Source organism: Candidatus Omnitrophota bacterium (assembly GCA_018894435.1).
Taxonomy (GTDB): domain Bacteria; phylum Omnitrophota; class Gorgyraeia; order JAHIPI01; family JAHIPI01; genus JAHIPI01.
In genome coordinates this window covers 1-12,769 of sequence record JAHIPI010000017.1, presented here as the reverse complement: position 1 = coordinate 12,769, position 12,769 = coordinate 1, and the positions used below count along the sequence as shown (strand labels likewise).

Sequence of the window (12,769 nt, the reverse complement as noted above, 5' to 3'; positions counted from 1 at the left end):
GCTATTAATCTCGATGCCATAGAGATTTTTAAATCCCATTTTTTGAAGTAAGGCCAACTGGTTTCCTATGTTTGAGCCTACTTCGAGTATCTTAATATCTTTTTTTATCTCTCCGAGAAAAATTTTATTTAATTCCGTCCTTGTAACATTGTAATTTTTTTTATAACTCTTATCTAGCTCCTCTAATGTAGACATGTTCCTATAAGTATAACTCTTTCCGAAAAAGCCGCCCCATGTCTTCATCTGTTTTGTGATATCTATCGTCTTATTCATCTTAGTTCCTTTAGCCCCGCTAAGTTATCAATAACATACTTTACATCTCTTTTTGTCATAGAAGGATACAAAGGGATGCTCATCGCGCGTTTATAATAATTTTCCGCATTCGGATAGTCTCCCTCGCGGTATCCGAATTTCTCCCTGTAATATGGCTGCAAATGAACGGGGATATAGTGCACCTGCGGCCATATCCCGGATTTCTGTAATTTTTCAAATATTCTTTTCCGTTCGGTATAATTTTTCAGCCTGATACAATAGATATGCCACGCCGATTTCACGTGCGCCTTTTCTTGCGGCAAAGTTATGCCACCCATTCCCGACAATCCCCGCTGGTACATATTTACGATCCTTCTTCTCTTTTCCACGAATTTATCTAATTTTTTGAGCTGACTTAGCCCTAGAGCACATTGGAAATCGGTTATCCGGTAATTAAATCCCAGATATTGCTGTTCGTAATACCAGGAACCCATTGTTCGCGAACAGTAGTTCGTGAAGCACGAGGCGTCTTTTGTAATCCCGTGATTACGAAATATCAGCAGTTTCTCATATAGATCCTTTCTATTGGTAAGAACGGCCCCGCCTTCTCCCGTCGTAATAGATTTTACGGGATGAAAACTGAAAATCGCCATATCGGAATATTTGCATGAGCCGATCTTTAACCCTTTATACTCTGCCCCAAGCGCATGGGCAGCATCTTCTATAACCAGAAGCTTATGTTTTTTCGCTATCTGGCAAATTTCATCGAGATTGGCAGGGTGGCCGGCGAAATGCACCGGTATGATTGCCTTTGTTCTTTTATTAATCCGATTTTTAACTTCGGCAGGATCTATATTTATTGTGTCATTCTGGATATCGGCGAACACCGGTTTGCCGCCGCAATATAAAACGCAATTGGCTGAGGCAACGAATGTTATGGGGGAAGTTATAACTTCGTCGCCCTGGCCTATGCCGCCGACCAGGCAGGCAATGTGCAATGCCGCTGTTGCGTTCGATACCGCTACGGCGTATTTTGCGCCCGTATATTCACAAATAGCATTTTCAAATTCTTTTACTTTCGGCCCCTGTGTAAGCCAATCGGACTTGAGGACTTTGTTGACCGCTTTTATATCGCGTTTATCTATAAATTGGCGGCCGTAAGATATATTCTTCATTTTTCATCACCTAAATATTGGTACACGCTTTCAATATGTTCTGCAATTCTTTAATCGTAAGCCAATCTTTATTATCATCGCTTTTATACGCAAAATTTGCGGGAAGGGATCTATATCTTTTATACTTCCTGTGCGCTTCTCTCTTTTCAAAAAACTGGGGCAAAATTACATATATTCCATCAAAAATCTTAGTTCTGCTTGATTCATCTTCCGAAACAAGGATCTCATGCATCTTCTCGCCCGCTCTTATGCCTATAGCCCTAAACGTGCACTTTGGATTGATCGCGCGCACTAAATCCATAATATTCATTGACGAAATTTTGGGTACAAAGATCTCCCCTCCCACCGTTTCCTTGATTGCTTTTATGACAAGCTGAACGCTCTGATCCGTCGTCATCCAGAAGCGTGTCATCTTTTTATCCGTAATAGGGAACTCTGATATATTTCTATGCTTTAGGTCCATAAAATGCTCTACTACGCTGCCGCGGGAGCCTACGACGTTTCCGTAACGGACTACCGAAAACTTTGTCCTGCCTCCGCCGTATGCGTTTGCATCTATGAATATCTTTTCTGAAACGAGCTTCGTGGCGCCGTATAGGTTTACAGGATTGACCGCTTTGTCCGTCGAAAGCGCTATGACCATCTTAACGCCTTTATCAATCGCCGCCTCGACTATATTATTCGCCCCTAAAACATTTGTTTTGACGGCTTCCATGGGATTATATTCCAATGCAGGGACCTGTTTTAACGCGGCGGCGTGAACAACGTAATCAATACCGTCAAACGCCCTTTCCAGTCTATCCTTATCGCGTATATCACCTATAAAGAATCTTATGTTATACTTCTTAGTAGGGAATTTTTTTGCCATTTCATGCTGCTTGAACTCATCGCGACTGAATACTATAACTTTTTTTGGCTTATACTTTTCAAATATTATCTCCGTAAATGCCTGACCAAATGACCCCGTGCCGCCGGTTATAAGAATAACTTTATTATTTAGCATTACGACCTCCCGTTAACGTATTTATCATACTCGTTCTTTAATCTCTTATATTCCGCCTCTTTTACCTGAAGAAACTGGTAAGTAAGTTTAACTTTCTGCCGAAGGCCTTTTCGGGTAAGTATGTAGCGCATCTTCTTGGCTTTTTTGGGATTTTTAGAGAAGCTGGCTATCTTGATCGTGCCTTTTTTGGCGAGTTCCCTTAGGAGATAATTCGCTTTCCCAAGAGAAACATTAAGCTTCTGAGAAAGAACCCGCTGGTTAAGAGCGGGATTCCCCTCAACCTCGCGTATGAGATTAAGCGTTTGTTCTTCCTTGATAGTAGAGTGGTTATTCATATTTGTTCATTCCTTGAACATATTTTATGTTACTATGCCAATAATGTCAAGTTAAAAACGATCTTTGTTCAATTTTTGTACAAATTCAATAAGGCGGAGAACCTACCCCTTTTATTATTAAAGACTTGACGGTCTCTTTTACGAGTTATATAATCATATCGTGATTTAAAGGAGTAGATATGCCCGAAGAAACTGTCCCCCGAGAAGTAAAAGACCACTACGAAAAGGCACAGATAGCTATAGACAGAAGAAACTATAAGTATGCTATCGATCTATTGATGCGTGCCATTAATATAAAACCTGATTTCACCAAAGCGCGGCAGCTCTTGCGAATCGCGGAAATAAGGCAGATCGAAGAAAACCCGCCCAATACCCTGGCCATCTTCATAAGAAGAATCTTCTCTTTAATCCCTATGTTTCTGGCAATGCTGAATGAAATGAAAGGAAACTTTCACGATGCTATGGCCATCTACGAAGATATGCTTAAAAACGACCCTAAAAATGCAGCGGCCCTGACTAAGCTGGGAATACTCCTCAAATTTGAAGGAATGGAAGAGGCCGCTGTTATAACATTGGAAAGCGCCGCGGAAGTCGCAAAAAAAAGCGCCGTCGTATACGAACTATTGGGAGAGATGCATTCAAATTTAGGAAATTACGAACGGGCCAGGCAGTGTTTCAAAAAAGTTCTTGAGATAAAACCTCATGACCATGCCGCCGAACGCGGCCTGAAAAATCTCGACGCGCTCACCACCATACATAAAAGTTTCGACAAAAGTAAAGACAGTTTCAATATAAGGGAAATAACTGAATAAGGATTAGAAAAATGGCAGATATCCGCAACTATTTTAAAAACACCGCCCTAGTATTAGTATTTATCTGCTTATTATCTCTTTTGATAAGGCTTTCTTTTTTTGTCGCTCTCGAACCATGGAACAAAGGAGTGGTACAAAATAAAATCGTGGTCGGCGATTCGGCTCGCTATACAAAGTATGCCATGGGCTTGCTTACCAACAATTCATTTTCAAATTTTGGCGCTCTTACAGTCCCTGGTTATCCGGTATTTCTCGCGGTTGTCTATTCTCTTTTTGGAATAAAACCATGGCTTATACTCCTTCTACAAATCTTAATGGACACCGGCATTGCGATAATAGTTTATTTTATAGCAAAAGATGTATTTCAATCTAAGAAAATCGCACTTATATCCGCTTTTCTTTATTCTATAAACTTTCTATCTGCCTATTACAGCATCAGACTTCTTACCGAAATTCTGTTTACCTTCCTTTTTACTTTGAGCATTCTCTTCTTTATAAAGGGGCTGAAGAAAAATAAGCTGTCGGTGTTTGCGCTGGCTGGACTTTTTGCAGCTCTTGCAACACTCGTCCGGCCTATAGCCCAATATTTTCCCGCGGTTTTTCTTATTATTTTGATGCTCAACGGCACTACGATCTCTCAAAAATTACGCAATATCGCAGTGCTCCTTCTGGTCTTCTGTGCTGTAATATCTCCATGGCAACTTCGTAATTTACGGACCTACGGTTATTACTCGTTATCTACTACCCCCGGCCATGTCATCGGTAGAGCCGGAACCATGCTTGCGAAGGTAAACGCAGAAAATATAAGCCGCGGCAAAGCCCTGGAGGAACTGGTAGGCAATTCGCTGGAAGGTGTTACAAACCCGTTTGAAGAATCTAAAATTTACGAAAAAATAGCTATTTCATATATCGTGAAAAATCCATTCCAATATGCGAAATATTTCTCTAAGCGCATAGTGATGATGTATTTCGGAACGGCGAGAACCGGCATATTAGACCTGTTTGCAATCAAAGCGAAGCCGTTTCCGATAACAGAAGGGATCCCGCTTACTGCACATAAAATAATCGCGAATTTGTATAATGAACTGCCCACCTTGGTCCTATTAGCAAAACAAACATTGGAGTATCTCTTTGTTGTAATCGGATTGGTCATTGTGTGGCCAAAAGATAAGCGGATATTCGCCCTGCTTCTCATAGTCATCATTTGCTATTTTACAGCGTTGTCAGGGGTTTTGGCCTATTCCCGGAAGAGGGTGCCGATAGCACCATTTTATCTCGTGCTAAGCGCGAGAGGGATATTCGAGAGTTTTAGATTAATCTCCCGAAAAAATTCCCCCATCACGCCGATAAAATAATCGATGCGCCTAACACAATTTTTACAACCTATCTTCTACATAGATATAGGATCAACGTCCACGCTTATAAAACCCCTCTTCCTGCCCCCTGCTTTTGCGAGTAACGACTTCAATTTAAGAGAAGTTTCGAACGGTGCCTTTGCCTTAACTATTACATTCCAGATATAGCGGTTATTCAATTTAGGTATAATGCCCGGGGCGGGCCCTACTACGGCCGCCTCTTCGCCCTTAAGCCCGCTCCTCAAGTATTTTGTCAATTCTTCTGCTGATTCTCTTGCCGCAGATTCCTTGCCGGCTCTCAATGTTACCTTTATGATGTTCGAAAAAGGCGGCAGATTGAGTTCTTCCCGAAACACGATTTCTCTTTTGTAAAACGCCTCATAATCGTGCTTTGCTGCTTCCAATATTGCGTAATGCGTCGGCGTATATGTCTGGATCACAACCTCGCCAGCGTCTTTACCCCTGCCTGCCCGTCCGCCTACTTGAGTAAGTAGGTCAAATGTACGCTCGCTACTGCGAAAGTCCGGAATATTTAACGAAACATCAGCAGAGATAACACCCACAAGCGTAACCTGGGGAAAATCGTGGCCCTTTGCTATCATCTGCGTCCCGACCAGTATACTGGTGCTGCCCTCTTTTACTTTTTTAAGGATTCTATCGTGTGAACCCTTCTTTTTAGTCACATCAGTATCCATCCTGTCTATATTGGTGGTCGGAAATAACCTGTGGATCTCGGATTCTACCTTCTCGGTACCCTTGCCGGAAAAACTAAGATAGGCACTTTTACATTCCGGGCAGATCTTCGGCACCGGAAGCCTCCATCCGCAATAGTGGCAGTTAAGCTCCTTTTTTGCATAATGATAAACCATTACTGAAGCGCATTTTTTGCATTTAATAGTAGAGCCGCAATTTTTACAGTTTATATAGGTGGCGAAGCCCCTCCTATTCAAAAAAAGCATTATCTGTTTTTTACCCTTTAAGGCCTCTTCTATTTTATTCCTGAGATAGGATGAAATAATCGCTACTTTTTTCCTTCTTTCTATCTCCTTTTTCATATCAATAATCATCGCTATGGGAAGGGGTCTATCGTCTATACGCTTGGTAAGCTTAAGCAGCTTATATTCCCCTTTTTGGGCCTTGTAATAAGATTCCAGGGATGGCGTGGCGCTACCGAGGATAACCGGGCAATTTGCTATTCTCGCGCGCTCTATGGCGGCTTCTCGCGCGTGGTAGCGCGGGGTATCTTCCTGCTTGTAAGATGTCTCGTGTTCCTCATCGACGACTATTAGGCCTATGTCGTTCATAGGGCTGAATATGGCGGAACGCGGCCCTACGACTATACGCGCTCGGCCGTCTTTTATCGCCTGCCACTCCTCAAAGCGCCTGCCCCCGCGCATCTGACTATGGATTACCGCCACTTGGTTTCCGAAGCGCGATTTAAACCGCTCTACAGTCTGCGGCGTAAGCGATATCTCCGGGATTAACACTACGGCGCTCTTGCCTTTTTTTAAGACATCTTCTATCGCCTGCAGATACACTTCCGTCTTTCCGCTGGAAGTAATACCGTATAAGAGAAAAACCCTGAATTCATTTTTCATAACGGCTTTTCTTATATCCTTAAGGGCTAATTCTTGTTCGACTGTAGGCTTTAAGGGCGCGCTTGCGGCGTAATCTTCCTCTTTTTCGGCTATCCGTGACGTGACCTTTGTCTTTCCGCCCTTTAGCGGCGCCGGTACGATGGCGGCAATAGCGCTGCCTAAGGACGTACAATAATATGCGGATATCCATCGAGCAAGTTTCATGAGGCAAGGCAGGATTATGGGAGTATCGTCTATGATCTTCTCTATATCTTTAAGTTTTGATACCGGTGAAGCATCCGTTACGCTGACGATGTAGCCTATCATGCGCCTTTCGCCGAAAGGTACCCATACCCTCTTGCCTGTTTCAATATTGGCCATCATAGCTGAAGGTACAGTATAGTGAAAAGTTCTATCTATTGGAAGGTCTAGCGCTACTTCTGCGTATTTCATTTTACATCCAGAGCTTTTTTTATCTTCTTCATGTCTTCCCAGACAAGCCGCTTGTCGCCGGGGTTGCGCAAAAGATATGCCGGATGAAAAGTCGGTATAAGTTTTATGCCCTCGTAATCGTAAAATTTCCCGCGCAATTGCGTAATCGTCGTCTGAGACTTTAAAAGCGTCTGGGAGGCGAATTTTCCGAGCGCGCATATTATTCGGGGTTTTATAATCTCTATCTGTCTCTTAAGGTAAGGCTCGCATGCTAGTATCTCAGTGGGAAAAGGCGCCCGGTTGTCGGGTGGACGGCATTTAAGTATATTACAGATATAGACCTCGCTTCGTTTAAGGCCGATCGATTCTATTATTTTGGTCAAAAGCTGGCCTGCCCTCCCCACAAAAGGAAGTCCCTGCAGGTCTTCATCTCTTCCGGGCGCCTCCCCTACAAACATAAGTTTTGCGTCGGGACTGCCGGACCCAAAAACAAGCTTTGTGCGTATATGGCACAATTGACAGCAGCTCATCCCTGCTATTTCTTTTTCCAGTAACACAAGTTCTTTTTCTTTTGAAGTGCCGCTAGCAGAACGGACCGAAAATTCAATACCCGATAATCGTTCCAATTCACTGTAAGCCTTCAGCGATTCTACTATTTCATTCAATTCCCAGTTTATATCAGAATTCATATTATTTATTATCCAGTAAATTTATCGCGAATTGCGCGATATCGTAGGAAGAATTTGGCTTTTTTATGGCTCTTATCCTATTCTTCAGTTCTTCAAGCTTATCTTTGTAGCTGAAAATCTCTACTATCGCTTCTCTTGCCTTCTTTATGGTAGGCGCCTGTATGGCCGCCCCGCATTTAACGAGATACTTGGAATTTCTTGCCTCCTGGCCGGGGATGGCAGAAGTAATTATCATCGGAAGGTCTTTTGCCATGGCCTCCGAAGAAGTCATCCCGCCGGATTTCGTGACTATTATATCAGAAACACTCATTAATTCATCCATATTATCTACAAATTCGTATACTTTTATCACTTTTGCCGCGGATTTTGTCATATTGCTGATATATTTGCATAATTCCGGATTTTTGCCGCAGACCACTAATAACTGCTCCACGGCTTCGGTGCCCATAAGTTCCTTCACCAGTTCTTTCACCGGCCCTACCCCAAAACCGCCCGAACCTATCAAAACAGTCTTTTTCGTGCCATCAATACCCAATTTAGCGCATAATTCTTTTCTATCTGTATGGGCGGCAAATTTCCTGTCTATAGGTATACCGAACACTCTTATCTTTTCGGCGGGTATGCCCCTATTCATAAGATCCTTCTTACTTTCTTCCTGCGCTACCGAAAAATAGTCTATCATCTTATCCACCCAGAAAGCATGCATCATGTAATCGGTGACTACCGACACAAGCTTAGTATTTTTAAGCATGCCTTTTTTCTTCATGTGGACCATCACTTCGCTGCCTAGAAAATGTGTATTTATAACGATATCGGGGTTGTATTCGCCCAGGAATTTTTCAAGCCCGGCGAATCCTAAGGAGTTATGCAGCCTTCTTCCGTACGAAGCTATGCATCTGTAGAATAAACGCGTATCGAGAAGATAATAAAATATACCCCATATATAAGGTATTTTATTTACTGCAAATAGATAAAAAGTCGGGTAGCCTGTTTTGAAAAACGGCGTGGAGTAATCCAGGGCATCAATTACCTTTGTCTCAATATCATTCCTATTTATTTCTTTAAAAGCGCTTTCTACGGCATATGCCGCTTTTCGGTGCCCTGCCCCGGCATTGGCATACGCTATAAGTATTTTTTTCGCCATGTCAGCTCCTTAGTATCCACTCCACCGCTTCGAGTAGGTTTTGTTTTATATAATCCGGTTTAACGCTCCAGCCGTCCAGTTCCGATAAAGAGGTCTTTCCCGAGGCAACAAATATCGTTTTCATACCCATACGCTTTCCGGCTTCTATATCCCCAATAGCGTCCCCTATTATACAAGTGTTCTTGAAATCGATATGCATATCTTTGGCGGCTTTTTCTATAAGGCCCGTCTTCGGTTTCCTGCACTCGCAATTATCTTTGTCGTGGTGCGGGCAGTAAAAGAGGCTGTCTATCTTACCGCCGCCTTTTTCTATCTCAAGAAGCATCTTCTTGTTGACCACGTCGAGGTCTTTTTGCGTAAAATACCCCTTACTTATGCCGCCCTGGTTGGATATGAGAAAGACCTTATAGCCGGCGTCCTTCAGCAGCTTAAGGGCCCTGATAGAGCCGTCTATAAATAAAAAATCTTCCCATTTTGTTACATAGCTGTATTTTGTCCAACCGCCCGGGTCTTTATTTATGACGCCGTCCCGGTCTATGAATATTACTTTCTGCATCTAATTCCAGTTCCTTTCCCAAATACCCTATCCAAAAGACGACGATGGGCAGAAAATGTAATAACGTCCTTGAGCCGGCTGTCTGAAGGTGGTAGCGTATTTCAAGGGGCGTGATCAGATAAAATGCGCTGTATCCTAAAAATGCCAAAAGAATAGAAAGGGTGATGTATTTAAAATATCCGCTGAAGGATCTCTTAAAATAGAGAATAAACCCCGCCGTAAATACCAAAAGCGAAATATTCCATTTCTTCGGCCCAAATATATGTTTCTGGCAGTCATAAAGCACGAGCGGGATGCGGTCAAGATTATTAATGAAAACTGAAAGTTTAAGTGTGTCCATATTTATAAACTCGTTTGAAAGCCCCATCCTATGTATAAAGATGAACCATGCCGTTTCCAGGGCGCATATAATACCTACGAAATAGGCAATGCCGAACCATTCGTTCTTTGCCATTTCCCGGCGCTCAAGCCAGGCAAATAGGACTAAGAGCGCTATATTGACAAGCGAGAGTAGCGCCCCCTCATTCTTCGCCCAAAGCGAAAGGACGGAAAATAAAGCGGCTGCTATAAGGTATTTATTTTCTCTGCGATATGCGATCCACAGAAATAGATACAAAAAACTTACGGTATAAAACATTATAAGCGCGAAATCAGCATAGCCGATTGTGGCATAATTTAAGAAATGCGGGATCGTGGCCAGAAAAAACGTGGAGATAAGCGCCCATCGCGCGCCTATGACCCGCCTAAGAGCATAGTAGAACACGATCAAAAGCGCTACAAGGAACATGGGAAAGAGCGCTTTTACAAGCAGGTCGTTCCAACTGCCTATGAACATTGACATCCATGTCTCGGAAAGCGGCACAAAGAGCGGATAATCGACATGCTGTATATCCATCGCTTTGTTCATAAATAGGTCGTAGGGCACCCTTCCTTCTACAAAAAACATCTTGGCCTTAAAAGCAAAATTCCCTATTGAATCGAATGAATCTTCCGGCCTTATAATCGCCTTAAAGAATGCGTATAACGACTGGAATATAATGCCCCCTAAAAGAAAATAGTCAAATACCGTCTTTTTGCTCCCTGCCGGCTCTTTACCGGAAGGTGCCGTTCTGTGATAGAAATACATGTTAATAGGCAATATAAAAATCCACGGTAAAAGGACCCACTTTATGGAAAAAGGCACTCCCATCAAAGAATAGAAAAACATCTCAAGCGTAATGACTCCGAGCCCCAGCATATATGAAAAGGCAATCCTCTCTGGGATAGCGAACGATCTGTCGCGCTTAAAAAGCCAGAAGACGATATTCCAACCCACGGCAAAAGTTACAAGAAATCCTGCTATAAGCCTGATTATTTCCATGAATTTATTTCCTCTTTAAAATATATTTATCAGCGGCCAAGGCGGCTACTTTGGTATAGCCGGTTTTTGCGAATTTTGTTTTATAACAAACTATGTAATCCGGATTGCCCAAATCACGTTTTACGGGATAAATATAATAGGCAAATCTGAAATAATCCATTGTCTGGTCGTAATTCGCCCGAACGCTGTATGTAGAATCCTTCAGGATTTCTTTTTTGCAGAAGTTCACAAAATCGAAAAACTCGCAGCCCGTTACATACGCCTCTTTTTCTTCAAGCGTCTTTCCGAAAAGATTTTTATAATCTCTTCCTTCCACTTTCATAATGCCACGGACAAAGAATAAGAGCCACATAAAAACCCATGTAATAAATATTATCCTGAATACATATTTTTGCCGTGTCATCCTAATATTCCTCTTATTTTAGTAGCGGGCACTTAAGTGTCCGCTACTAATTGCCATTATCAATCCACAAACCTGAATTTAATGATCGCCCATATGCATTCAAGGCCGTGGTAAAACCTTATCTTCTTGCCCTCGGCATAGCTTCTGCCGTAATACGAAATAGGCACTTCGTAAAGCCGCGCGTGCTTCCCGAAGATCTTGGCTGTCAATTCCGGTTCTATTGTAAAGCCATTCGATTTTATTTTAAAATCCTTTATCAGGTCTCTTTTGAATGCCTTGTAGCACGTCTCAAGATCTGTCAAAGTGCAATTATACATTATATTAAATAAAGATGTAAGAAATCTATTGCCGACCTGATGCCAAAACATATGCACCCTTTGAGGCCTGCCGCCCATAAACCTTGAGCCATATACGGCATCAGCTATTCCCTCCTGAATCGGCTTAATAAGCGCGGCTATTTCCTTAGGGTCATATTCAAGATCGGCGTCCTGCAGCATGACAATATCGCCGGCTGCCGCCCCTAGGCCAGTCCTAATAGCGCCGCCTTTACCGGTATTTTTTTCATGCAATATTACCTTTATCCTATCGCTCTCCACGTGCTTTAATATATCGCGTGTTCCGTCGGTTGAGCAGTCGTCCACAATGATTATTTCTTTATCCTGCGGTTCAGCCGCTTTTACGCGCCGCACAATCTCTTCTATCGTCGCTTTTTCGTTATAAACAGGTATTATTACACTCAGTATCATTCTTTACCTCGCTTGTCATTATCTAACATTTCCCGGTACTTCGCATAACTGTATATCTGATAAAGCCCGCCGCCCATGGCAAATATAAACCCCGTGAAACCGTCGAGAAAGCCCTTCTTTAAAACATAGGCTTTAAGAAACCGGTCTACCATTTTACGAATAGCCTTCCAAGTCCCTATCTTTCTCTTCTCGCCGAACCATTTCTCCGCCTCGAGCGTAGTCTGATTATTCAGGCTTTGGAAGAATTCGTGGTAGTTTTTGTAAGAATAATGGAGAATAGGATTATTAAGGTGGCCGCAACTGCCCTGATAAAATACGCGGGGGTGGACCTTTGCCTCTTCGTATTTAAACTTATCTTTCCTAAATAATCTTACTTTGCGGCCGGGGTACCAGCCTCCGTGCTTTACCCATTTATCGCCTATAAATGCCTTGACAGGAACAGTAAATGTCACATCTTTTACCTCTTTGCGCAAAAGATGTTTCAGTTCTTCTCTTAGCTCATCAGTCATACGTTCGTCCGCATCCAGGCTAAAAACCCATTCGTTTTTGGCGAGCGAATAAGCATGGTTTCGGTGACGGCCTTCAATATCCATCTTCCTTTCATAGACGCGCTCGGTGTGCATTCTGGCGATTTTTACCGTCGTATCTATGCTGAAATCATCAAGAACCACCACGTCATCAGCCCAGGCAACGCTTTTGAGACAGTCCTCTATATTGTCGGATTCGTTCTTGGTAATAATTACTACGGATAACGGAAATTTTTTGCTCATTTTGATCCTTTCTTGATTAAATAATTCCCCATTATTAAATATTCCAGTCCTGAACCATAAAACATATTAAGCGCGTCATCAGGCGAGCATATCATGGGCTCACCGCGCCTGTTTAATGATGTATTTATGAGGACGGGCAGTCCTGTCTTTTCATGGAACG

At 42.7% G+C, this 12,769-nt stretch carries 15 protein-coding genes; 2 read left to right on the top strand and 13 right to left on the bottom strand.

The window, feature by feature from the left end:
• The 4 genes from KKI13_01250 to KKI13_01235 form a co-directional block, all read right to left on the bottom strand.
• The coding region (locus KKI13_01250) for a methyltransferase type 11 (GenBank protein ID MBU4487682.1) at positions 1-273 on the bottom strand (273 nt) is incomplete at its 3' end.
• Entirely contained in the window at positions 270-1,427 is a 1,158-nt protein-coding gene (gene pseC / locus KKI13_01245) for a UDP-4-amino-4,6-dideoxy-N-acetyl-beta-L-altrosamine transaminase (protein MBU4487681.1), read from the bottom strand. The genes KKI13_01250 and pseC, both read right to left, overlap by 4 nt.
• 10 nt (positions 1,428-1,437) lie before the next feature.
• On the bottom strand, positions 1,438-2,430 hold the full coding sequence (pseB, locus tag KKI13_01240) for a UDP-N-acetylglucosamine 4,6-dehydratase (inverting) (protein MBU4487680.1): 993 nt from the start codon (positions 2,428-2,430) through the stop codon (positions 1,438-1,440).
• On the bottom strand, positions 2,430-2,765 hold the full coding sequence (locus KKI13_01235) for a MarR family EPS-associated transcriptional regulator (protein MBU4487679.1): 336 nt from the start codon (positions 2,763-2,765) through the stop codon (positions 2,430-2,432). The genes pseB and KKI13_01235 overlap by 1 nt, the downstream gene beginning before the upstream one ends.
• A 179-nt stretch (positions 2,766-2,944) precedes the next feature.
• Between KKI13_01235 and KKI13_01230 the strand changes: the two genes are divergently transcribed.
• Together KKI13_01230 and KKI13_01225 are read left to right on the top strand one after the other, a co-directional pair.
• Entirely contained in the window at positions 2,945-3,577 is a 633-nt protein-coding gene (locus KKI13_01230) for a tetratricopeptide repeat protein (GenBank protein ID MBU4487678.1), read from the top strand.
• Between the two features lie 128 nt (positions 3,578-3,705).
• Entirely contained in the window at positions 3,706-4,932 is a 1,227-nt protein-coding gene (locus KKI13_01225) for a glycosyltransferase family 39 protein (protein ID MBU4487677.1), read from the top strand.
• A 35-nt stretch (positions 4,933-4,967) separates the two neighbouring features.
• Here the strand turns inward: KKI13_01225 and priA are convergent, their stop codons facing one another.
• The 9 genes from priA to KKI13_01180 all read right to left on the bottom strand — a co-directional run.
• A complete protein-coding gene (gene priA, locus KKI13_01220) occupies positions 4,968-6,962 on the bottom strand; it encodes a primosomal protein N' (protein MBU4487676.1) in 1,995 nt (664 codons plus the stop codon).
• Positions 6,959-7,630, bottom strand: a complete 672-nt coding sequence (locus KKI13_01215; GenBank protein ID MBU4487675.1) for a uracil-DNA glycosylase — start codon at positions 7,628-7,630, stop codon at positions 6,959-6,961. The genes priA and KKI13_01215 overlap by 4 nt, the downstream gene beginning before the upstream one ends.
• 1 nt (position 7,631) lies before the next feature.
• On the bottom strand, positions 7,632-8,774 hold the full coding sequence (locus KKI13_01210; protein MBU4487674.1) for a glycosyltransferase: 1,143 nt from the start codon (positions 8,772-8,774) through the stop codon (positions 7,632-7,634).
• 1 nt (position 8,775) lies between these two features.
• Positions 8,776-9,330: an HAD family hydrolase gene (locus tag KKI13_01205; protein MBU4487673.1), complete on the bottom strand. Its 555-nt coding sequence runs from the start codon at positions 9,328-9,330 to the stop codon at positions 8,776-8,778.
• Complete coding sequence (locus KKI13_01200; GenBank protein ID MBU4487672.1) at positions 9,287-10,690, bottom strand: glycosyltransferase family 39 protein; 1,404 nt, start codon at positions 10,688-10,690, stop codon at positions 9,287-9,289. The genes KKI13_01205 and KKI13_01200 overlap by 44 nt, the downstream gene beginning before the upstream one ends.
• 4 nt (positions 10,691-10,694) lie before the next feature.
• Positions 10,695-11,093: a hypothetical protein gene (locus KKI13_01195; GenBank protein ID MBU4487671.1), complete on the bottom strand. Its 399-nt coding sequence runs from the start codon at positions 11,091-11,093 to the stop codon at positions 10,695-10,697.
• Positions 11,094-11,152: 59 nt separating this feature from the next.
• On the bottom strand, positions 11,153-11,839 hold the full coding sequence (locus KKI13_01190) for a glycosyltransferase family 2 protein (protein MBU4487670.1): 687 nt from the start codon (positions 11,837-11,839) through the stop codon (positions 11,153-11,155).
• Positions 11,836-12,609, bottom strand: a complete 774-nt coding sequence (locus KKI13_01185) for a glycosyltransferase family 2 protein (GenBank protein ID MBU4487669.1) — start codon at positions 12,607-12,609, stop codon at positions 11,836-11,838. Before KKI13_01185 ends, KKI13_01190 begins: the two co-directional genes overlap by 4 nt.
• Positions 12,606-12,769 (bottom strand): hypothetical protein (locus tag KKI13_01180; protein MBU4487668.1); only part of this gene is annotated, 164 nt, incomplete at its 5' end. The genes KKI13_01180 and KKI13_01185, both read right to left, overlap by 4 nt.